At 65.0% G+C, this 22,496-nt stretch carries 14 protein-coding genes; 10 read left to right on the forward strand and 4 right to left on the reverse strand.

Going from position 1 to position 22,496, the window contains the following annotated elements; translation table 11 throughout:
- The first annotated feature begins 20 nt into the window (after positions 1 to 20).
- Together CVS28_RS14155 and CVS28_RS14160 are read left to right on the forward strand one after the other, a co-directional pair.
- Complete coding sequence (locus tag CVS28_RS14155) at positions 21 to 338, forward strand: hypothetical protein (protein WP_103481942.1); 318 nt, start codon at positions 21 to 23, stop codon at positions 336 to 338.
- 5 nt (positions 339 to 343) lie between these two features.
- Positions 344 to 2,122: a M14 family metallopeptidase gene (locus CVS28_RS14160; protein WP_103481943.1), complete on the forward strand. Its 1,779-nt coding sequence runs from the start codon at positions 344 to 346 to the stop codon at positions 2,120 to 2,122.
- Positions 2,123 to 2,154: 32 nt separating this feature from the next.
- Here CVS28_RS14160 and CVS28_RS14165 read toward each other — a convergent pair whose 3' ends face one another.
- From CVS28_RS14165 to CVS28_RS14180, 4 genes are read right to left on the reverse strand one after another with little or no spacing between them, the layout of a single operon-like run.
- Positions 2,155 to 3,465 carry an alpha/beta hydrolase-fold protein gene (locus CVS28_RS14165; RefSeq protein ID WP_103481944.1) on the reverse strand — a complete coding sequence of 437 codons (1,311 nt, stop codon included), beginning with the start codon at positions 3,463 to 3,465 and terminating at the stop codon, positions 2,155 to 2,157.
- The gene (locus CVS28_RS14170) at positions 3,462 to 4,334 is read right to left on the reverse strand and encodes an ABC transporter ATP-binding protein (RefSeq protein ID WP_243399901.1); all 873 of its coding nucleotides are present in this window, start codon (positions 4,332 to 4,334) and stop codon (positions 3,462 to 3,464) included. Before CVS28_RS14170 ends, CVS28_RS14165 begins: the two co-directional genes overlap by 4 nt.
- 41 nt (positions 4,335 to 4,375) lie before the next feature.
- Entirely contained in the window at positions 4,376 to 5,407 is a 1,032-nt protein-coding gene (locus CVS28_RS14175; RefSeq protein ID WP_243399902.1) for a FecCD family ABC transporter permease, read from the reverse strand.
- Complete coding sequence (locus CVS28_RS14180) at positions 5,404 to 6,387, reverse strand: FecCD family ABC transporter permease (RefSeq protein WP_103481999.1); 984 nt, start codon at positions 6,385 to 6,387, stop codon at positions 5,404 to 5,406. The genes CVS28_RS14175 and CVS28_RS14180 overlap by 4 nt, the downstream gene beginning before the upstream one ends.
- Positions 6,388 to 6,966: 579 nt before the next feature.
- On the opposite strand from CVS28_RS14180, the gene CVS28_RS14185 reads away from it, so the two are divergent.
- From CVS28_RS14185 to entS, 8 genes are read left to right on the forward strand one after another with little or no spacing between them, the layout of a single operon-like run.
- The gene (locus CVS28_RS14185) at positions 6,967 to 7,731 is read left to right on the forward strand and encodes an SDR family oxidoreductase (RefSeq protein WP_207767566.1); all 765 of its coding nucleotides are present in this window, start codon (positions 6,967 to 6,969) and stop codon (positions 7,729 to 7,731) included.
- 31 nt (positions 7,732 to 7,762) lie between these two features.
- Positions 7,763 to 8,938 carry an isochorismate synthase gene (locus CVS28_RS14190; protein WP_103481945.1) on the forward strand — a complete coding sequence of 392 codons (1,176 nt, stop codon included), beginning with the start codon at positions 7,763 to 7,765 and terminating at the stop codon, positions 8,936 to 8,938.
- Entirely contained in the window at positions 8,935 to 10,566 is a 1,632-nt protein-coding gene (locus CVS28_RS14195) for a (2,3-dihydroxybenzoyl)adenylate synthase (RefSeq protein WP_103481946.1), read from the forward strand. The genes CVS28_RS14190 and CVS28_RS14195 overlap by 4 nt, the downstream gene beginning before the upstream one ends.
- 25 nt (positions 10,567 to 10,591) lie before the next feature.
- Positions 10,592 to 11,515, forward strand: coding sequence for an isochorismatase family protein (locus CVS28_RS14200; RefSeq protein ID WP_207797217.1), 924 nt, complete (start codon positions 10,592 to 10,594; stop codon positions 11,513 to 11,515).
- Complete coding sequence (locus CVS28_RS14205; RefSeq protein ID WP_103481947.1) at positions 11,512 to 11,739, forward strand: MbtH family protein; 228 nt, start codon at positions 11,512 to 11,514, stop codon at positions 11,737 to 11,739. The genes CVS28_RS14200 and CVS28_RS14205 overlap by 4 nt, the downstream gene beginning before the upstream one ends.
- Before the next feature lie 26 nt (positions 11,740 to 11,765).
- Positions 11,766 to 20,336 (forward strand): amino acid adenylation domain-containing protein, encoded by an 8,571-nt coding sequence (locus tag CVS28_RS14210; RefSeq protein ID WP_103481948.1) that lies wholly within the window; start codon positions 11,766 to 11,768, stop codon positions 20,334 to 20,336.
- Complete coding sequence (locus tag CVS28_RS14215) at positions 20,333 to 21,166, forward strand: siderophore-interacting protein (RefSeq protein WP_103481949.1); 834 nt, start codon at positions 20,333 to 20,335, stop codon at positions 21,164 to 21,166. The genes CVS28_RS14210 and CVS28_RS14215 overlap by 4 nt, the downstream gene beginning before the upstream one ends.
- On the forward strand, positions 21,153 to 22,487 hold the full coding sequence (entS, locus tag CVS28_RS14220; RefSeq protein WP_207797218.1) for an enterobactin transporter EntS: 1,335 nt from the start codon (positions 21,153 to 21,155) through the stop codon (positions 22,485 to 22,487). The genes CVS28_RS14215 and entS overlap by 14 nt, the downstream gene beginning before the upstream one ends.
- Positions 22,488 to 22,496 lie beyond the last annotated feature (9 nt).

The following is a 22,496-nucleotide window of genomic DNA, read 5'->3' on the forward strand; positions in this document are numbered from 1 at the left end:
GTCAGCAAGGGAGCATCGATATGAGTGAAGATCCCATCATCCACTTTGAAATTCGTGCGGCCACGCTGGCGGAGATCAAGGAGTTCACCGATGAGATCCAACCGGATCTGGGATGCCGCGCGATCGCCCGGCGGGCGGAGGGCGGATTCGTCATTGATGCCTATCTGCCCGAATCCCGGCTGCAGTCATCGCGGGACGTACGCAGTGCGGCAAACGTTTCCTTGCACGTCCTGGAGAATTCGTCCGAGGTGGGCCGGGCGCGGCAGCAGGAGGTAGGCAGCGGCAACCGGTACGCGGCCAGGGGTGAGGTCCCTCGGGGTCTTGGGCGGAAAGAGTAGCGGCCATGCCATACCTGAATGTTGACGAGATAGAGTCCGCGCTGGAAAACCTGGCAGCCGCCTATCCGGACTTGACCACCCTCATGACGGCGCCGAACACCACTCACGAAGGGCGAACCAGCCACATCCTGCGGCTCGGTGCTGGCGACCCGTCCGCGGACGGAGTCCTCATTCTGGGCGGCATGCATGCCCGGGAGTGGGTTCCGCCGGATGCCCTGATTTCTTTCAGTGCCGACCTCTTGGAGGCCCATGAGACCGGCACCGGATTGGGCTACGGCGGGGCCGCCTTCTCGGCCGCTGACGTGAGCAGCATCCTTGAATCGGTGAACATTTTCATCTTTGCCTGCGTGAACCCGGACGGGCGGCGTTTCAGCCAAACCAGTCAGGCGTTGTGGCGCAAGAATCGGCGCCCCGGCAGCGGTGGCGGCAACTGTCTCGGCGTGGATATCAACCGCAATTTCGATTTCCTCTGGGACCATCTGGCAAAGTTCGCGCCGGACTCCGGCGTCAGCGCCTCGGACAACCCCTGTGATGCCAACGTGTACCGCGGACCCGCCGCCGGATCAGAACCTGAAACCCGCAATGTCGTGTGGATGCTGGACGACACACCCCAGATCCGCTGGCACATGGATGTGCACAGTGCGGTGCCTGTCATCCTGCACAGCTGGGGGAGCGATCAGAACCAAAGCACCCAACCAACCCAGACATTCCTCAACACTGCTTTCGACGCCGTACGGGGCCGAATCAACGACACCGCCTATGGGGAGTTCATCCCAGCCGAGGATCTGGACCTGGTCTCCTCCGCGAGTGCGCGCATGAACGATGCGGTAAAGGCCGTGCGGGGTGACAACTATGGGGTGGAACAGGCGTTTGGCTTGTATCCAACATCCGGCGCGAGCGACGACTATGCCTTTGCCCGTCACTTTGCTGACCCTTCCCGGCCCAAGGTGTACGGCTTCACTGTGGAATGCGGGCACAGCTTCCAGCCGAGCTGGACGGAGGCAGAGGAAGTGATCAAGGAAGTTTCGGCCGGACTCATCGCCTTGTGCCTAGAAGCTGCCGAGCTGGCGGGTGGCTCGGTGTCGCATGTGAGGGGCAAGGACATTGCCTTGGTGCGCCAGACTCCTGGCTGGGCCAGCATCCCGATTGCCTTTGCCAACGGCTCTGGTGGTTGGGACATCACCAACGGGGCAGCCCCCACTTTTATTGGGAACTGGGCCAACACCCCGGGTGTGCGCATCGTGACAGGCGACTTCAATGACAACGGGCTCACCGACATTGCCCTGGTCCGCCAAACCCCCGGCTGGGCCAGCATCCCGATTGCCTTTGCGAACGGTTCGGGCGGTTGGGACATCACCAACGGGGCTGCCCCCACTTTTATTGGGAACTGGGCCAACACCCCGGGTGTGCGGATCGTGACAGGCGACTTCAACGGCAACGGACTCACCGACATTGCCTTGGTCCGCCAAACCCCGGGCTGGGCCAGCATCCCTGTCGCTTCTTCGAATGGCTCCGGTGGCTGGGACATCACCAACGGGGCAGCAGCCACCTTCATTGGAAACTGGGCCAACACCCCTGGGGTGCGCATCGTGACAGGTGACTTCAACGGCAACGGGCTCACCGACATAGCCCTGGTCCGCCAAACCCCCGGCTGGGCCAGCATCCCTGTCGCTTCTTCCAACGGTTCGGGCGGTTGGGACATCACCAACGGGGCAGCCCCCACGTTCATCGGGAACTGGGCCAACACCCCCGGGGTAAGACTCACCAACGGAGACTACCGCTAGCAGCGACCCGTCTGGTCACCAGGAACAGTTGCTCAGCTTTGCAGCAGCTCCCGCAGGCCGTGAATGAGCCACGGATTCCACCACGTCCAGTCGTGCCCGCCCGTGACTGCGCTCAAGCTGATGTCCGCCCCCAGCGGCGCCAATTGGTTGAACAGCTCCTGCGACGTTTGGTGAATGTCGCTCTCGTAGATGCCCGCCTGAAGGCGCAGCACCACGCGGTCCAGCACTTTCTCCAGTGGTTGGGAAAGGTCGTAGCGCCACAGCGACGGGGACTGCGCCAGTGCCACCCCCACCAGTTGTGGGTACCTGGCCACCTGCCACAATGAAGCCAGTCCGCCGTAGCTGGCCCCGGACACAATGGTGCCGGCGGCATCGCCGCGTACGGGCAGTCGCTCACGCAACACCGGCAGCAAGTCATTCGCCACAAAATCCACGGTTCCGGTGGGGCCGCTGAGCTCATCGGATCTGGTCTCCGAATCCAGGGAATCGATCATGGCTACATGCAGGGCCGGGACGATGCTGGAGCGAATGGCCGCATCAAGGGTGTCCTTGAGATTGAGGTACTTCGCCCACACCTGACCGTCATGCAGGAGCAAGAGAGGTGTGTCGCCGTCGCGCGTCCCCACTGGAGGGGAGTAGACCCACACCGTGCGCAGGCGCCCGGACAGGGAGTCTCTGAGAGTAAGCCCCTCCAGACCGGCTGAGGAACGTGTGCCAGCAGCATCGGCTCGCTGGCTCCCGCCCATGGCAGGGCTCCCGGCTGATCGGTTTGTCACGGCAGGGGCCAGCCATGGGGCCGCTGGTGCCCCGGGCAACCGGAGCACCGAAAGCGCCCCGCCGTTCATGCCGGCACCCAGCAGGGGGTTCAGCGGGTCCGGTGCGCCGGCGTCGGCAGCCATGCGGATGGTCCGCCGGTCTGTACTGGCCTGCCACGGCGCCGTCCCTGCCCCTTGGTGCGTGGTGATCCTGTATCCGCACTCCCAGTCAGCCGGCATGAGCAATGTCAGCGCCCACAGTCCGGACGCATCCACTTTCTCAAACTCGCTCGCACCCACATTTCTATGGTTGACCAGGGCATTGGCTGACAGGACCACAGCCGTGGCTTCGGGGGAGCGATGCAGGAACGTCACGGCCCTCTTTACGGGGTTGCCGTCGGGGGAAGGGCCCACCAGCGGCAAGCCACCGGGAATGCCTAGCAGATTCGACTTCGCTGTGGCGTCCAGTGCGGCCCAGTGAGCGGCGAAATGGCCCCGCAAAACCGTCACGACGGGAGCGGGGCTGGCCACCGGGTCCTTGGCGGCTGGGAAATCCTGCGCCAGGGAGCTGCCGCGAGCCCCGCTCATGCCGTCACCTCAACCGCGTCGTGCCGCACGATGCTGAGTGATTCTGTCTCACCCTCAGGTTCCAGGGGCACCACCAGGGGGCCGCCCGTGGCCGGATCCTCGATGACAACCGACTCAATGCCGTAGACCTCGCGCATGATTTCGGGTGTGGCAATTTCGCGAGGCGGTCCTTGGGCCACAATTTTTCCGTCCTTCATGGCAATCACATGGTCGGCGAACCTGAACGCCAAGGCCAGGTCATGCAAGACCGTCACCAGGGTGTAGTCCCCGGTGCGGTGCAGCCTGCTGCACAGCCGCAGCACGTCCAGCTGGTGGGCTATGTCCAAGAACGTTGTGGGCTCATCCAGCAACAAAATGGGGGTGTCTTGGGCCAGCGCCAGTGCCAGCCAAACCCGTTGGCGCTGCCCGCCGGACAGTTCGCCAACCGCCCGCTCCGCCAGATCCGTGACACCCGTAGCCGCCATGGCGTCGGCAACCTTGGCCTTGTCGTCCTCGGACCACTGGCGCAACAGGCCCTGATGCGGGAACCTGCCCCGTGCCACCAGATCGGCAACCGTGATGCCGTCCGGGGCGGACGACTGCTGGGGGAGGAGGGCCAAGCGGCGGGCCACATCGCGAGTTTTGTAGCCATGAATGTCCCGGCCGGCCAGGAAGACCTCGCCGGCCGTTGGCTTCAGGAGCCGGGACAGGGCACGCAATAGGGTGGACTTGCCGCACGCGTTGGGCCCGATGATGGCGGTGAAAGATCCGGGCGGGATCACCACGTCCAGGGCCACGGAGATTTGGCGCCCGTCATAGCCAAGGCTGAGGCCCCGACCTGACAGGACATCACCGCTTGCCGGGGCCGGTGCAGTGGTTGGTGTCTTCACGAGGATTCTCCTTTTCAGAGAAGTTTCAGTGGTTGAGAGGATTAGATTTGTTTACTGCGGGTGACCAGCCAGAGCAGGTAGCAGCCGCCCACCAGACCCGTCATCAGGCCGATCGGGACGTGCGCCTGCAACGGCAGACGCTGGGTGAGCAGATCGCAGGCCACCAGCAGGGCAGCCCCCATCAGGGCGCCGGTGCCCATGGGGACGTGCACGGAACGGGTCAGGCGGGCAGCAAGTTGTGGTGCCGCCAACGCTACGAAGGCTATGGGCCCCACTGCCGCCGTTGCCACTGCTGTCAGTCCGACGGCGGCCGCCATGGAAGTCAGCCGGCTCGCCTCGACCCGCACGCCCAAGGCGCGAGCCACGTCGTCGCCCATCTCCAAAAGGCCCAGACTGCGGCCCTGGATCAGCAGGACCGGCAGCAAGAACGCGACGGCCAGCATGACGGGGATGGCGTGGTCCCAGCTTCGCCCGGCCAAAGACCCGGAGAGCCACATTTGGGCTTGGGCGGCCAAGTCTTCATCGCCCTTGCTGAGCAGGACAGTGTTCACGGCCGCCAGAAGTGCGCCAACACCAATCCCGACCAGGACCAGACGGTAGCCACCGCTCACACCGCCGCGCACTGATAGCAGATACACCACGGCGGCGGCAAGCAAGCCACCGGCAATGGCGGCTAGGGCTGTGGCAACGGGGCCGGCGTTGAAGAGGATGATTTGGGCCACCGCGCCGGTGGCGGCACCCGTGGTGAAACCGATGATGTCGGGGGAGCCCAGCGCGTTGCGGGAGATGGACTGGAAGGTTGCCCCTGCTGCGCCCAGGCAAAGGCCCACACCAATGGCCGTCACAGTGCGGGGCAGCCGGATACGTTGGATGACCAGGGTGGCCTTGGGGTCATCGGATAATCCAAAGACGGCAGCCATCACCTCGGAAAACGACAAGGAGATGGTGCCCGTCTGCATGGCCACCAGTGCCAGCAGGACCGTGGCGGCGGCTATCGCCAGCCCCACCGACACAGTGCGGTTGCGGGGCAGGCTGCGCATTTGCACCCTGAGCGGGGGTTTGGTGATGCTCACAGCTCCACCAGCTTTCGTCGTCGGGCCAGGGCGATGAACACCGGCGCCCCAATGACAGCGCTCATTACTCCGGCGCTGAGTTCCCCCGGTGCCGCAATGAAGCGTCCCAGAATATCTGCCAGCAGCAGCAGGATGGCGCCAAGGATCATCGAGAAGGGCAGGAGCCTGCTGTGGTTGGGCCCCACCAGCATGCGTGCCATGTGGGGTGCCGCCAGGCCGAGAAACCCGATCGGGCCGGCGGCTGCGGTGGCCGCACCGGCCAGTAACAAGATGGCGCCTGTTCCCAGCAGCCAGGTGGTGCGCATTTTCAGCCCGAGCGCGTTGCCTAGGTCGTTGCCGAGTGAGAGCGAATCCAGGCTCCTGGCCGTGGCGAGCCCCATGATGAGGGCCACTAAGCAGGCTCCCACTACCCACGGGACAACGTCGTAGCCGCGGCCCTGAAGGGACCCGCTGGCCCAATTGACAAAGTTGCGCAAGCGGCGTGAATCACCGGCCAGGATGATGATGCCCGTGAACGAGCCCAGCATGACGCTGAGTCCCGCACCGGCTAAAACCAGCCGAATGGGGTTGTTGCCAGCGTCGTGGGCACGGCCCAGGGCATAGACCACCAAAGATGCCGCCGCTGCCCCGGCAAAACCAAACCACATGTACTGGGCAGGGGACGTTGCGCCGAAGAAGGCAAGCCCCACAGCTACGGCTGCGGCAGCGCCGGCGTTGATGCCCAGGATTCCCGGCTCCGCCAAGGGGTTGCGGGTCAGCGCCTGCATGAGCGCGCCGGCCAAGGCCAAGGCGGCACCTACCGTGATGGCCAGGATGGTGCGGGGGAGTCGCAGCTCAACGACCAACAAGTGGGTGCTTTCAGCGGGATTGAAAGCGGTGATGGCGTTCCAGGTGTCGGCCGGCGCAATGGGGCGGCTGCCGGTGGACAGGCTGAGCAGGCTCAAGAGGAGCAGCAGGAACAGGCATAGGGCCCAGGCCATGGTGGTGACTGGGGCGCGCTTGTGTCGGGATTGAAACACCTCTAGGCGCCGCATCCGGCAGGGGGCATCATGGTGGTTCTCATTTCTTGGGGCTTGTGGGTGCGTAGTTGCGACCGCGGGCGGGTGCAGCGTTGGTAAGCCTAACCTAAGAAGACTGCGGACCTCGCCGCCTTAATGGCAGGAGGCGAACTATTTCCTAGAACCGGCCACGCCTTCGAAAAGTGAGATGTTTCACATTCTGGGAGTTTCAGTGACGTATTTTGGACTTGTGTCACCCCCGGAGCCCTGTTGTTGGGGTGGTCATGAAAGTGACCGCCGAGCGCGAATGGTCCGCAAGAACCGCCAAATTGCGGGACATTCAAGGGCCGGGAAGGTGGTAATTGGAGCTGACGCACGCAGTAGCTGCACTATCGCTTGTTGTTTGCGCCTGTCAAGCATCAAAAAAGAAATAACGTCAGGAAAATATGACTTAAAGAACTTAGGTAAGGCTATGCTCGCTTCTGTTCACTTGCCCGAAAGTAACGGGTGCCGACAGAAATCAGCGAGGCCAAGACCATGGAGTCCCCAAAAGTAGTGCTCGTGACAGGAGCAGCAAGCGGCATTGGCCGGGCCTGCGCCTGGGCCGTCCACCAGGAGAATCATCCGGCGGATGTGCTGGTGCTGGCTGACCTGGATATGCCGGGATTGGCTGAGCTGGCCAAGGATCTCACGGGCCGGCGCATCATCGCCGTTCCCACGGACGTCAGCGACCCGGTGTCTGTTGACATTCTGTTCTCGCTCATTGCCGAACGCCCCGAACCTCTGGGTGCGGTGATCCATGCGGCAGGCGTGTTGGCCACGGGATCGGCCCTGAGCGCCGGAATTGATGCTTGGCGGCGCACCATGGCCGTCAATGCCGACGGCACGTTCCTGATTGTCACCTCAGCGGCACGGCTACTCATGGACAGCACGGGTGCCAACAGGGCCCTGGTGCTGATAGGTTCCAACGCCGCCGGTGTGCCGCGGGCATCCATGCCCCTGTATTCCGCATCAAAGGCGGCAGCCGCCGCCCTGCTGCGTTGCGTTGGCCTGGAGCTGGCCCCCCATGGTATTCGCGCCAACACGGTGTGCCCGGGTTCCACCAACACCGCCATGCAACGTGACTTTTGGGGTGATGACCAGGTCGCCGGTGAGCAGTCAGTGCTCACCGGCGACCTGGCCCAATTCCGTGTTGGCATCCCCCTGGGCCGAATGGCCCAACCCGAAGACATTGCCAACGCAGCAGTTTTTCTCCTCTCGGAGCAGGCCCGGCACATCACCATGCAGGACATCTACGTTGACGGCGGCGCAACGCTGCGTGCGTGAACGTCGCGAAATTTTCAAGGAAAGGCATCTCATGACTTTGCAAGAAGCAGACTATTCAATCCCAGCCTCCGAGTGGCTGCGCGACCCGCTGGCCGAATACAGGCAAGGGGACTTCCTCATGTCCGGCACCGCCGGAAGCATCCTGGGCCGTGGCGGCAGCCGACTTCGCATGGGCGCCCAGAATAGTCGCCAGGAACTGGCCGAATTCTTTGCAGCCACCGGGCGGCGCTCTGCCATCGCGGGGGTCCTGCCGTTCGCCCCCGGCGGCAGTGGTGAGTTTGTGGTCATGGATTCAACCCTGCGCGGCCCCCGCCTGGCCCCGTCCGGTGAGGGCCGGGCAGCAAATGCAGCGGGTACCGGAAATGACCGCCGCACAGCCATGGCGCCCAATGCCCCGGATCCGCACTACACAGCTGCCGTGGCCAAGGCGTTGACCAAGTTCACAGCTGACGGCCTGCAAAAAGTGGTGTTGGCCCGTTCCCGCAGCACCACCTTGCCGAAGCCCCTGGACATTAATCAGCTGCTGGCCCGGTTAATCAGGCAGAACCCAACAGCCTACGTTTTTGCCGCACCCTTGCCAGAGGGGCGCACCCTGGTGGGTGCCAGTCCGGAACTGTTGATCCGCCGCAACGGCACCATGGCCTTGAGCAACCCGCTGGCCGGCTCCGTTCCCCGCTGTGCTGATCCGGTGCAAGATTTGGCGAACGCCGCCGCGTTGTTGGAGTCCGCCAAGGACTTGCGTGAACACGCCATTGTGGTGGAGATGGTGGCGGAAGTCCTCAACCCCTTGTGTATCAACTTGCAGGTCCCGGCGGCTCCGGAGCTGGTGCGCACCGGTTCAATGTGGCACCTGTCCAGCAAAATTTCCGGACGGCTCAAGGATCCCGAAACCACGTCCCTGGACCTGGCTTTTGCCCTGCACCCCACACCCGCCGTATGCGGCTGGCCAACCCAGATGGCGTGCGATCTGATTGAGGAGCTGGAGGAAAGCAACCGGGGCTTTTATGCCGGCGCCGTGGGCTGGATGGATGCCGCCGGGGATGGCGAATGGGCAGTGAGCATTCGCTGTGCCGACGTCTCCAATGATGATTTGCGTGTGCACGCGGGGGCCGGCATTGTCCCCGGCAGTGATCCGGAATTGGAACTTGCCGAGACCGAGGCCAAGTTCCGCACCATTCTGGCCGGTCTGGGCGTGACCCAGCCGTGAGAACGCCGGGAACCGTCGCGTGGCCGCAAACGAATGCCGATGACTACCGCCAGCGCGGCTATTGGACCGGCGAGCGCCTGGACACCATCGCTGCCGCCCATGCCGTGGGGCGTCCTGATGCCATTGCGCTGGTGGATGTCGCCGAGCGTGTCAGCTATGGCGAGTTGGAGCGCCGAGTTGCCGAGCTGGCCGCGGGTTTTGCGGCGCAGGGGATTCGCCCACGCGACAGGGTACTTCTGCAGCTGCCCAACCGTGTCTCCTTTGTGGTGACTGCCCTGGCTCTCATGCGGGCAGGAGCTATCCCCGTCTACCTGCTGCCGGCCCACAGGATCAGCGAACTCTCCGCCATTGCCGCGCAGGCGGATCCCGTGGCCTACATTGGCCCGGCCGTTCATGACGGCTTTGATTTCAGAGACATGGCCGCAGTTCTGGCCCAGGGCATTCCCGGGGGCCTGATGGTGATGATCGACGGCGCCCCGCGCACCTCCCAGCTGGAGCTGGCCCAAGTGATGCGGCTCGGTGCCGTGAGCCCCCGCGCTGCCCCGGAGGTGGACACTTCCGAGCTGGCATTCCTGCAGCTGTCCGGTGGCACCACGGGCACGCCCAAGCTCATACCGCGCAGTCATGACGATTACCTCTACTCGGTACGCCAAAGTGTTGAAGTGTGCCGATACAACAGTGCCACCGTGCTGCTGCTGGTGTTGCCGGCTGCGCACAATTTCCCCATGAGTTCACCGGGGTTCCTGGGCGCGCTGATGGCCGGTGGGCGGGTGGTGCTGGCGGCCCACGGTGCTCCCGAGCTTGCCTTTGCCCTCATTGAGCAGGAAAGAGTGACGCACGTGCCGCTGGTTCCTCCCCTGGCGCTGGCGTGGACGCGTGCGGCCCAGAACAGCACAGCCAATTTGAGCAGTTTGGACACCATTGCCGTGGGTGGCGCCAAGTTCCTGCCGGGTGCCGCCGTCGAGCTTCAAAAGGTTCTGGGGGTGCGTCTGCAGCAGGTCTTTGGCATGGCGGAGGGCCTTGTCTGCTACACCCGGGCCGATGACGACGCGTTCACTGTGGCAGAAACCCAGGGGCGCCCCATGAGTGCCGATGATGAGGTGCTGATTCTTGACGACTCAGGCAACCCCGTGGCACCGGGCGAGCCCGGGCATCTGCTGACCCGTGGCCCGTACACCATCCGCGGCTACTACAAGGCTCCCGAACACAACAGCACGGCATTCACCCCCGATGGCTACTACCGCACGGGCGACATTGCCCGCCAACTTCCCAGCGGACACCTGGTGGTGGAGGGGCGCAGCAAGGACCAGATCAACCGGGGCGGGGAGAAGATCTCCGCCGAAGAGGTCGAGGACCACCTGCTGGCGCACCCCAACGTTTTCGATGCAGCCGTAGTGGCCGTCCCGGACAAGTTCCTGGGCGAAATCTCCTGCGCCGTCATCGTGGCCGACGGACCACCACCCTCACGGGCTGATGTTCATGCGTTCATTCGCGGCCGGGGAGTGGCCGCCCACAAAATACCTGACCGGGTCCACGTTGTGGCGGCGTTCCCCGTGACAGGTGTGGGCAAGAACAGCCGGGCAGAGCTGCGACGCACCCTCAAAGATCAGCTCACCCCAAGCGCCTAACACCCCCCCCAACAAAGGATTTCTCATGCACAACGAACTTCCCCCGAGTATTGCTTACACCATGCCCACCGCCGGGCAGCTGCCCCAACCAGCTGTGCCGTGGGTTTCTGACCCCAGCCGGTCTGCCCTGTTGGTCCATGACATGCAAAAGCACTTCCTGCGTCCGTTCGGCGCAGGCCAGGAGCCAGCCACCACCTTGGTGGCCAACGTTGCCACGCTCATCACGTTGGCCCGGAAACTCTCCATACCCGTGTACTACACCGCACAGCCCGCCCACCAGCAGCCCGCGGACAGGGCCCTGTTGAATGACTTTTGGGGTCCCGGGATCGGGGCCAATGAAGACGGCGCCCGCATCATTGACGAGCTGGCACCGCAGCCCGGGGACACGGTGCTGACCAAGTGGCGCTATTCGGCCTTCCAGCGCTCCGACCTGGCCGAGACCCTGCGGGCAACTGGCCGGGACCAACTGATCATCACAGGCGTCTACGCCCACATTGGCTGCCAGGTTTCAGCTGCCGACGCCTTTATGAATGACTTCCAGGCGTTCCTGGTGTCCGACGCCGTTGCCGACTTTAGCGCCGACCACCACGCCCAGGCGCTGGCCTGGGTGGCTGGACGCTGTGGTGTTGTCACGCCAACGGAGTCCCTGGTTGCCACTTGGGCCCAGAGGCAGGCGCTGGCTGCGAGCGCCGTCGTCAACGTCAGAGAGCGAGTGAGGGCATACGTTGCCGAGCTCATGTATGTGGACGCAGCCAGCATTGGCGACCATGACGACCTGATGGAGTTGGGCCTGGACTCCATCAGAATCATGGATCTGGTGGAAACCCTGCGCGCGGATGGTTTGGCAGCTTCCTTTGAGGTGCTGGCCGGCGCAGCCACTGTGCACGAATGGGCCAAGGCTCTGGAACCGGCCACATCAGAACTGACCACAGTGGGGGTCAACGCATGAGCGCGCCCAGCAATCCCTTTGACCACGAAGAGGGCGTGTTCCTGGTGCTGAGCAATCTGGAGCAGCAACAAAGCCTGTGGCCGGAGTTCGTGCCCGTGCCCATGGGGTGGCACATCATTTTTGGGCCGGATTCACGCACCTCCTGCACCGAGTACATCGAGCGGCAGTGGAGCGACCTGCGGCCGTTGAGCCTGCGCGAGCACGCCCGCTCCAGCGCGTCCTAGCCCACTCTTTACCGACAGGAACTTCCATGCCGTCATCGCCCACCCTTGCCCAGCACCAGCAACCACTGGATGCCCCCACCCTGCTGCCCCTGGCTGGTGCTCAACCGGGCATTTGGTATGCCCATCAGCTAGAGGGGGAGCAGAGTAATAGTTACAACGTTGCCCGTTATGCCCAGATCGACGGCGAGCTGGACTCCGCGGCGCTGGCCGAGGCCGTACACCGAGGCCTGCAGTCGGCGGACACCTTGGCTTTCCGCTTCGGTGAAGTAGCGGGAGCACCAATGCAATGGCAAGAGCACAACAACCCTGAGGTCCTGGAAGTCATTGACCTGCGCTCCAACGGTCCCGACGGAGAGGCTGCCGCCCATGAGCTGATGGGCGCAGACCTTGGTACGGCAGTATCGCTGACCGGGGCGGATGCCCTGTACCGGCAATTGCTGCTGCGGGTGGGGGAGAGCCGTTGGTTCTGGTACCAGCGCTACCACCACATCCTGGTGGATGGTTACAGCTTCAGCGCCATCACCCGGCACATCGGTGCCCACTACGCGTCTCTGGTTCAAGGCACACCCGAACCGGCACCTGCCTTCACTTCCTTTGCGGAGGTGTGTGCGGCAGAGGCCAGCTACCGGGGCTCCGACGCCGAGGAGGCGGATGCTGCTTTCTGGCGCGATTACTGCGCAGAGCTGCCAACGGCGTTGACCTTGGCAGTCCCCGAATCACTGACCGCAGCGCAAGGGCAAGCCCGGCGCAGCGAAATCAGCCTAGATGCTGCCCTCACTGCCAGGCTTTCGCGCATCGCCGCTGCTCACAGGGTCAGCTGGGCCGATGTACTGACCACAGCCATTGCCACTTACCTGGCGCGGATGGGCAATGCCTCCGAGGTAGTGCTGGGCATTCCGTTCATGGGGCGCATGGGAACGGCAGCCCTGCGAGCAGCCGGACCCGTCGTTGCCGTGATGCCACTGCGGCTTCACCTCCCACACGATCTGTCCCTGGGCCGGCTGGCCGCAGCAACGGCGGCAGCCATGGGCGCAGTCCGCGGTCACAGCCGCTACGGCGCCGAACAGATTCGCCGCGACGCCGGACTGGTAGGCAGTGACTCTGCCCTCCACGGCCCGGTACTCAATCTCAAGATCTTCGAATACATGTTCGAACTGCCCGGAGTCACGCTTTCCACCCACCACCTGTCCGCAGGACCCGTCGATGACCTGGAATTCGCCGTCTACAAGGAGCACGGCGCCATTGTCGTCGAATTCGAAGCCGCCCCGGCCCGGTACACAGGCGCTGACCTTACACTTCACGGCGAACGCCTGCACGCCTGGATCACGGCGCTCGCAGCCAGCGATGACGTCAACCCCGCAATGGCTGTGCTTCCCTTGACCAGTGAACTCGGCACCATTGCCGGGGAATGGGGCACAGGACCCGACCTGGGCGCCTCAACAGGAACAGTCACCCCCACTGTCATGGAGCGCCTGGACCTACTGGTGTCCCGGCAGGGCCCGGACACGGCCCTTGTGGCAGGCGAGGACTCCCTGAGCTTCGCCGAACTGGGCCAGCGCTCCAACGCATTGGCCAGGCACCTCATCAACCGCGGCGTCGGACCAGGCCAGGTGGTCGCCGTCGCACTCCCACGCTCCATGGACACAGTGGTGAGCATCGCCGCTGTGCTCACCGCGGGCGCCGCCTACCTGCCCCTGGACCTGGACTACCCCGGTGAGCGCCTTGCGTACATGCTCGGGGACGCCGCACCCCAGGTCCTTATCACCACCTGCGAACTCCAATCCACGCTGCCCTTCAACGGACACGTGGTCACCATCGATTCCCCGGCCAACCGGGAAGTCATCTCACGGGAAACCGGCGGCGCCATCCAACAAGCCGAACGGCTGCGCCCCGTCACCCCCGCCGACCTGGCCTACATCATTTACACCTCCGGTTCCACCGGAAAGCCCAAAGGTGTCATGACACCCCACACCGGGCTGTCCAACCTGATCGCCAGCCATGAAGCAGGTGTCTTCGGAGAAACAGTGGAAGCGCTCGCAGGCCGTCGAGTCCGGGCAGCCCACAGCGCGTCATTCTCCTTCGATTCCTCCTGGGAGCAATTGATCTGGATGTATTTGGGCCACCAGCTGCACGTGCTGGACGATGAACAGCGCCGGGACCCGCAGGCCATTGTGGACCTGGTCCGGGCCGATCGCATCGACGCCATCGATGTCACTCCGTCCCTGGGATCGCAGTTGCTCGAATGCGGGTTGCTGGCACCGGGGGAGCACCACCCGGCCCTGATCCTCTTTGGCGGGGAGGCCGCCTCGGCGTCGTTCTGGACTGCCCTGCGCGCCCACAGCAACACCGGCACGCACAGCCACAACTTCTATGGCCCCACCGAATACTCCGTGGACACGCTGGGGGCATCCGTTGCCGATTCCGTCCACCCCGTGGTGGGCCGCCCCATCGGCAACACCCGGGCGTACATCCTCGATGAGCGGCTGCGCCAGGTGCCCGTGGGGGTTGTTGGGGAGCTGTACATTGCCGGGGACGGCCTGGCCCGCGGCTATTTGGGCCGCCCCGGGTTGACGGCCTCACGTTTTGTTGCCGACCCGTTCGGATCCGGCGGGCGCATGTACCGCACAGGGGACTTGGCCCGTTGGCAGCGCGACGGCCAAATCGACTACCTCAGCCGCGTCGATGACCAGGTCAAGGTGCGCGGGCACAGGGTGGAGCTGGGCGAGGTGGAGAACGCCCTGGGCCGCATGCCCAACGTGGTTTCCACCGTGGTCATTGCCGAAGAATTGGGCCACACCAACCGGCTCATTGGCTACTTTGTGCCGGCCGCCGGCAGTGAGCTGGCCGGAGCGGATGCCCCAGAGGCGCAGCTGCGCACACTCCTGGCGGCGTCCCTGCCGGACTACATGGTGCCGGCATTGCTGGTGCGGATCCCTGCGCTGCCGCTGACGGTCAACGGAAAAGTTGACCGCGCAGCACTCCCAGCCCCCATTGCCAGGGCGGCGGGTGGCAGCAGGGACCCGGCCAATGACCTCGAAGCCTTGATGTGCGCGGCCGTGGCCAGTGTGGTGGGCCAGCCGTCCGTGGGACCCGACGAGGACTTCTTTATGCTGGGCGGAGACAGCATCTCCGCCATGGCCGTATGCGGTGCCGCGCGCAGGGCGGGCTACCAGCTGCGCCCCCGCGACGTCTTCACCCAAAGGACGCCCGCCGCCATGGCAACAGCCTTGGTCCCGCTGGAATCACAGCAGCGTCCCACTATGGCGGACGTGGGCGTTGTTGACGCACTGCCCATCCAGCACTGGTTTGCCGAAACTGCCGGCCTGGGCGCCCACTACGCTCAGGGCGTCTGCGTCACGGTTCCTGCGGCGCTCACGGCAGATCTGCTCAGCGCAGCACTGGTGGAGTTGTTCCGCGTCCACCCGGCCCTGCGCGCAAGCATCAGCGGCGGGGAACTGAGCATTCCGGCGCCGGAGGCGATTTCCGACGTCGCAACCCGTACCGTCGCCGACCGCACGGATCAGCCCTTGGCCACCCCGGACACGGAGTTCCCGGCGGCGGCCCTGCGCCTCGATCCGGCCACCGGCGTCATGGTGCAGGCCGTGCTGCTCCTCGGCAGCCAGCCAGAAAACCGGCAGCTGGTCCTCGCCATTCACCACTTGGTGGTCGACGGCGTCTCCTGGCGCACCCTGCTGCCCGACCTTGAGCAGGCTGTCACCATGCTGCTGGCTAACCAGCGCCCCCGGCTCGAGGCTGAACAAACCTCGCTGCGCCAGTGGGGCCGGCAACTCGGTGCGCACAAGGAGTCCCGCCGCTCCGAACTGGACCACTGGTTCCGGCAACTGCAGGGCGGCACGGATCCGTTGGGCCGCGGGTCCCTCGATCCGGCGCTGGACACCCACAACTCTGCTGGGACTGCCCGCATCCTGCTCAGCACCCAGGCCACCACAGCCATCCTGGCGACCCTTCCGGAAGCGTACGCCGCCACGGTTGAGGAAACCCTGCTGGCCGTGACGGCACTGGCAGTAGCCAGCCACTTTGGCCGGCGATCCCTGCAGCTGACCCGGGAATCCCACGGGCGCCACAGCGAGGTTGACGATCTGGAACGCACCGTTGGCTGGCTCACGGATGAACACCCGCTGTTCCTGGACGTGGCCGGCATCGCTGACCGGCTGCTGGACGGCCCGGGGGATTCCGCCTCCCTGCTTCGCGTGGTCAAGCAGGCGGTGCGCTCCACCCCGGCAGACGGCATGGGCTACGGAATTCTGCGCTACCTGGATGCGGCGAATCAACCCGAACTGCGTGCCGCTGCCGCACAGAATCCGCCGGCATTGTTGGTGAACTACCTTGGCCGCTTCCAGCAGGCGGCGGGCCATTTCACCCCCGTCCAACAGGGCACAGTTTTTGTCGACGCATTTGCCGTCAGCCAGGACGGAGCCATGGCCCTGACCCATCCGCTGGAACTCAATGCCTTCCTCGACGGCGAACAGCTCGCCTTGGGGTGGACCTGGGCTGCCCGGCTGCTGCAGACAGCGGATGCGGAAGCCGTGACCGCGTCCATGGAAAGCATCGCCGCAACTTTGGCGGAGTATGCCCGGACCACCCCCGCGCTGGCGGCAGCAACCCTGGTGCCGGCCGATGTTCCCGGCACGGGCCTGAACGCAGCAGCGTTGGCCCGCATTGAAGCTGACCACGGCCCCGCACAGGCAGTGCTGCCGTTGGGCCCCCTCCAGCTTGGCCTGCTGTTCCACGATCAGCTCGGCGCCCAGGGCGGCAACTACAGTTCGGTGACGGTATTGGAGCTGAAAGGGAAGGTTTCCGGCGAACGACTGCGAGCAGCACTGGAACTCATGCTGGACGCACACCCGCAGCTGGGCACCTCCTTCAACCTGGGCGTCGGCGCAGTACCTGTCCAAGTCATACCGCACCCTGCGTTCCGGGCACCCATCGACTTTGCCGAAATCCTCGTTGCCGATCACACCGACCCCGCGGCCGCCACGCGCGAGCTTGAGCGCAAGGAGGCTGCACGTGCCTTTGACGTGGAGCGGGGACCGTTGCTGGCCGCCCGGCTGGTGTGGTGGACCGATGGTTCGGCACGGTTGCTGCTCAGCGCCCACCACCTCCTGATGGACGGCTGGTCCACGCCGCTGATCGTCAAGGCCCTGCTGGAGTGCTACAACACTGGCCGCACCGGCACCTCCAATGCCCTGCAAATGTATGTGGCCGCCGCCAACGCCCGTCGCGTTGTGGAGGCAGACAGGACAGCCTGGTCGCAGGCACTTGAGGGCGCCACACCCGCCCTGCTGGAAGGCACATTGGTGCCTCACGCCGTCATGGGGGAGCCGTTGGAAGCCGCTTCCACGCTGGCTCCTGAGTTGCACGCGGCCCTTGCCGCCACGGCGCTCAAGCACGGGGTGACCCACAATTCCCTCTTTGCCTTGGCCCACGCCCTCATGGTCTCCGAGCTGACGGGCAAGCTCGACGTCGTCTTTGGCACCACAGTCTCCGGGCGCGAGGACGAACAAAGCCACAGCGTCATTGGTCTGTTCACCAACACCGTTCCCGTCCGGGTGCAGCTCAACCCATCGCTGGCTCCAGCCGCGCACCTGGTGCAACTACAGCTTGACCAGGTGGAACTGCGTGAGCACGCCCGTCTTGGCCTGGCCGAGATTCAGCAGCTGGCCGGCACCGGCACCTTGTTCGACTCGCTGTTTGTCATGGAAAACTATCCCGGCGAGGATGGCGAATCCGCGGAGGCAGGGGGCACCGAGCTGGTGGTGACGGGCCTGGGCAACCGCGGCTACACCCACTACCCGCTGACTGTCCTGATTCTGCCCGAGAATGACGGCTACAAGGTGGTGGTGGAGCACAGGCTGGGTGCCGCCGCCGGCTCCACCATCCTGCCCCGCTTCCTGGCTGCTCTGGCGCGCATCACCTCTACTTCCAAGGAAAGCTTGGCCACCACCGCTTCCCTGCTGCCTGCGGAGAAGGCAGCCATTGACAAGCTCAACGCCACCGGACGCCCGGTTGCACCGGCGACGCTGCGCGATTTGCTCGATACGCGGGGATCCACGGTGCCCAGCGCTGTGGCATTGCATGCCGGTGAATCCACCCTCAGCTACGCCGACCTCCGCTACCAGGTTCGGGCATTGGCCACCCGCCTGCGCCGTTCAGGTGTGCGCACTGGCGACATTGTGGCTGTCAGCATTCCGCGCTCCGCCCAGTTGAGCATCGCGCTGCTGGCCGTGATTGAGGCCGGTGCCGCCTACCTGCCCCTGGATACCGGCTATCCCAAGGAACGGCTGGATTACATGCTGGCCGACGCCGAACCAACAGTTGTGCTGACCACCCCGGCCCTGGCGGCTGGTTTCCCCGAGTCCGTCACCAAGATCCTGGTACCCGAGGAGCCTACCGCGCAGCCCGCAGAAACCGACATGGGCTGGCGTGCGCAAGTCGCGTCGGAGCTGTCACCTGCGCATCCTGCCTACGTCATCTACACCTCCGGCTCAACCGGGCTGCCCAAGGGAGTGGTGGTGCCGCACGCCGCCATTGTGAACCGGCTGTTGTGGATGCAGGACGCCCATCCGCTGGACGCCAGCGATGTGGTGATTCAAAAAACGCCCTCCAGTTTTGACGTCTCTGTGTGGGAATTCTTCTGGCCCTTCATCGCCGGCGCCGCGCAGCTGGTGGCTCCTGCCGAGGCCCACAAGGACCCGGCGGAGCTCCACGCGCTGATGCGGCGCGGCGCTGTCACCACGGTGCACTTTGTGCCATCCATGCTGGCCGCCTTCCTGGCCGATTCCATCCAGGATGGTGCCCTCCCGGCCCTGCGCCGGGTGTTCTGCAGCGGCGAGGCCCTATCGCGGGAGCTGAGCGCTGCGGCCCAGAACCGCTTCGACGTGCCCGTCCACAATTTGTACGGGCCCACCGAGGCGGCCATCGATGTGAGCTTCTTTGCCGGTGCGGAAGCTGTTGCAGGGCAAGTCTCCACCTCGGTGCCCATCGGCGCCCCGGTCTGGAACACGCAATTGCATGTATTGGACGGGACGCTGCGTCAGGTTCCACCGGGAGTGGCAGGGGAGCTGTACCTGGCCGGCGAGCAGTTGGCCACGGCTTATCTGGGCCGGCCGAGCCTCACCGCAGCCAGGTACGTCGCCAATCCCTTCGACTCCGGCGCCCGCATGTACCGCACCGGCGACATCGTGCGACGCCTGGCTAACGGGGACCTCGAATACCTGGGACGTGGCGACGAGCAAATCAAGATCCGCGGCCAGCGCATCGAACTCGGTGAGATTGAGGCCGTACTCTCAGCTGTGCCTGGTGTGGAGGCATCCGTGGTGGCCGCAAAGTCCCTGGGCGGCGCGGCGGCCATGGCGGGCGCCGACAACAGATCCCTCGTTGCCTACGTGGTGCCCGGCGCGGCTGCCAGCGTGGCCGGCCCGGAGGAGTTGCTTTCGCTCTGCCGGGAGCAGTGTGCAGGGCGCCTGCCCGCACACATGATCCCGGCGTCGTTCATGGTGTTGGCGGCACTGCCCCTGACCAGCAACGGAAAACTGGACCGCAACGCCCTGCCCGTCCCAACCCTGGCAGCATCCAGTGGAAGGGCACCTGCCGGCTTGCTGGAGGAAACTGTTGCCGCTGCATTCGCCACGGTGCTGGGCTTGCCGGTGACTGGTGCCGGGGACGATTTCTTCGCCCTCGGCGGGCATTCTTTGCTGGCCATGCGGCTCGCCGCCGAGCTGGGCCGGGCGCTCGGGTGCAAGGTGCCCGTGGGCACCATCATGACAACGGGCACCGTGGAGGCCCTGGCACGGCAGATCGCCGGCGCCTCGGACGGCCGGGAGGCCTTTGCCGAGATCCTGCCCCTCCGCAGCGGCAGCACCGATCCGCTGTTCTGCATCCACCCGGCGTCGGGGTTCGCCTGGCAGTACAGGTCCCTGGCACCGTATCTGGACCCCGAACAGACGCTCATTGGGCTGCAATCACCGCGCCCCACGGGCCCTCTCGCCACATCTGCGGAACTTACAGAGGTGCACGCCCGGCATTACACCAGCATTCGCTCCGTGCAACCCCACGGGCCGTACAAGCTGTTGGGCTATTCGCTGGGCGGCACCATAGCCCAGGCCATCGGCGCACGGCTCGCCGCCGAGGGGGAGCAGGTGGCGTTCCTGGGGCTGTTGGACACCTACCCGCCGGAAGACCAGGACTGGGGTGCCGGGGCGGAAGCGGAGATCGCCGCCGAGGCGCAGCGTGAACAGCAGGGGATCGACGGCGGCGACAACGGATCCCGTGCGGAGCAGGACGCCATGACGGCGGAGATTATTGCCAACTACAAGGACTCGGTCAGGCTGCTCTCCGCCGCCAGCACGGATCACTTCCCAGGCCGGGCCGAACTCTTCGTGGCCACCGCAACAGTGCCGGAGGGTTTCGACCCGGAACGCGCATGGGCCAAACGAGTGGACAGCCTGCGGGTCCACCCCGTGGATTGCGCCCACGAAGACATCCTGGCCCCGGACACCCTGTCCACGCTCGGCCCCCAGCTGGCCAAACTACTCGCTGACATTCCCGGCACCATCCACCGAAAGGCTTCAGAATGACCACCCCAACCACCAGCGAACCCAGAGTAAAACTGCGCCTGCACCCCCTGGTGCCCCGCCTGCTCCGGGTTGTGGATGTTCAAACCCTGGCGCCCGCCATGCGCCGGATTGTGCTCAGCGGCAACGATCTGGCCCAGCCGTTTCCCTTTGAACCCCTGGCGGCCTCGGATCACGTCAAGGTGGTATTTCCCGAAATCGAGTCGGGTGAGATCCACCTGCCCACAGTGGCCGATGACCGTTTGGTGATGCCTGAGGGACGGCCCCGGCCCATTTTCCGTGACTATACGGTGCGTTCCTACGATGCCGCCGCCCGCCATCTCACGCTCGACTTTGTGCTCCACGACCACGGGGTTGCCGGTCGCTGGGCCCAGAACGCAGCCCTGGGTGATCCGCTGGGTGTGCTGGGTCCGCGGGGCTCACACCTCTATCCGGCCGACTTTGAAAACTACCTGATAGCTGGTGATGAGACGGCTCTGCCGGCGATGGCCCGCTGGATTGAGGAATTGCCCAGTGGCGCCCGGGCAGAGGTGTTCATCAGCATTGCCCGTCAGAATGAAAGCATCCCCCTAGCGGACCGTGCGGGCATCAACGTCACGTATCTGGACCGCTCGTCTCATGGCCCGGCCGCGCTGATGGAAGCAGTGCAAAACTTTGTCCGGCCCGAGGGGGACCTGTTCGTTTGGGTGGCGGGGGAGGCTGCTGCGATCAAACCCATCCGCCGCCATGTGCGTGACGTGCTGGAAATCCCGGCGGAGCATGTGGATATTGACGGTTACTGGAAGCAGGGAATAGCCGGACTGGACCACCACGAGCAAGATGACGATGACTGAGCCGGCCAAAAGCAGGTTCTTCACCGGGCTCGTGATTGACACCAGCCCCCTGCGCACCAGTGCGGCCTTCAGACGCATCTTCATGGCCCGCACCATCTCCATCTTTGGACTGGGCATGCTGGCCGTGGCCGTTCCGATGCAGATCTTTGAGCTGACCGGATCTACGCTCCAGGTGGGCATTGCGGCCACCGTGGAAGGGCTCTGCGCTTTCGCCGGCCTGCTGGTGGGCGGTGACTTGGCTGACAGGTTCGATCGGCGCAAAATCATTCTCTACTCACGCATGATCGGTGGCACGGGCTTTGCCGTTTTGGCCGTCAATGCCTGGCTGTCGGAACCCTCCGTGGCTGCCATTTACGTGGTGGGCGGGGTGGACGGCTTCTTCGGCGCGCTCAGCGTCACGGCGCTCATGGCGGTCACGCCAACGTTGGTGCCACGAGACAAACTTGCTGCCGCGGGTGCCCTGAACATGCTGACCGTGCGGCTGGGCACCATGGCCTCGCCGGCGTTGGGTGGGGTCATTATTGCCGCGGCCGGGGTGGGCTGGACCTATGCTGGAGCCGCCGCGGCCACCCTACTGACCATCACGTTGCTGACGGGCCTGCCATCGCTGAAACCGGACATGACCGGGCCACGCAGCCACCCGTTGCGGGCGGCCGCCCAAGGTGCGGCATTTGTTTACCGGCAGCCAGTTGTCCGGGCTGTCGTGGTGCTGAGCACTTTGGAAACCATGGCATCGGGCATCAGGATCATGCTGCCGGCGCTGGGTGTCGTGGCGTTGGGCGTTGGCGCCCAGGGCACGGGGCTCCTGTATGCGGCCGTTCCCTGTGGGGCGGTGGTTGCCACCTTGTTCAGCGGCTGGATCGGCCAGGCACGGCGCCCGGGGTGGGCCATGGCGTTGTTCTCCATTGCCTCGTTCGTTTCGCTTGCCGCCCTGGGCTTCAGTCGCGATCTGGCCAGTGCCCTGATGCTCTTGACCATTTTTGGGGCCCTGAGTTCCCTCAGCGGCATCTTGCAATACGCGCTGGTGCAGGCCCACACGCCGGATCACCTGCTGGGGCGGGTCAATGCCCTGTGGATGGCGCAGGAAGTGGGCGGCGATTCCGTGGGTGCCCTGGGCCTTGGCGGTTTGGGCCGGGCCGTCCCCGCCACCATGGCCGTGTTGATTTTCGGTACTGCGGCCACAGTTCTGGGCACTGCCGGACTGCTGGGGTTTGGCGCCCTGCGCCGCACGGGTGCCCTTGATGCAAGTTCGCCGCAGAGGTTCGACGCCGATCCCGCGCAGGCTGTCGTCTCCAGTTCTCCTGCTTCCGCCAAGCCATGACCCCGGGGA

The organism is Arthrobacter glacialis (assembly GCF_002909415.1).
GTDB classification, from domain to species: Bacteria; Actinomycetota; Actinomycetes; order Actinomycetales; family Micrococcaceae; genus Specibacter; species Specibacter glacialis.

Bases quoted from the DNA above. Each gene is read 5' to 3' on its own strand.
- CVS28_RS14155 (WP_103481942.1), top strand. From the start codon at position 21: ATGAGTGAAGATCCCATCATCCACTTTGAAATTCGTGCGGCCACGCTG.
- CVS28_RS14160 (WP_103481943.1), top strand. From the start codon at position 344: ATGCCATACCTGAATGTTGACGAGATAGAGTCCGCGCTGGAAAACCTG.
- CVS28_RS14165 (WP_103481944.1), bottom strand. From the start codon at position 3,465: ATGAGCGGGGCTCGCGGCAGCTCCCTGGCGCAGGATTTCCCAGCCGCC.
- CVS28_RS14180 (WP_103481999.1), bottom strand. From the start codon at position 6,387: ATGGCCTGGGCCCTATGCCTGTTCCTGCTGCTCCTCTTGAGCCTGCTC.
- CVS28_RS14190 (WP_103481945.1), top strand. From the start codon at position 7,763: ATGACTTTGCAAGAAGCAGACTATTCAATCCCAGCCTCCGAGTGGCTG.
- CVS28_RS14200 (WP_207797217.1), top strand. From the start codon at position 10,592: ATGCACAACGAACTTCCCCCGAGTATTGCTTACACCATGCCCACCGCC.
- CVS28_RS14205 (WP_103481947.1), top strand. From the start codon at position 11,512: ATGAGCGCGCCCAGCAATCCCTTTGACCACGAAGAGGGCGTGTTCCTG.
- CVS28_RS14210 (WP_103481948.1), top strand. From the start codon at position 11,766: ATGCCGTCATCGCCCACCCTTGCCCAGCACCAGCAACCACTGGATGCC.
- CVS28_RS14215 (WP_103481949.1), top strand. From the start codon at position 20,333: ATGACCACCCCAACCACCAGCGAACCCAGAGTAAAACTGCGCCTGCAC.
- entS (WP_207797218.1), top strand. From the start codon at position 21,153: ATGACGATGACTGAGCCGGCCAAAAGCAGGTTCTTCACCGGGCTCGTG.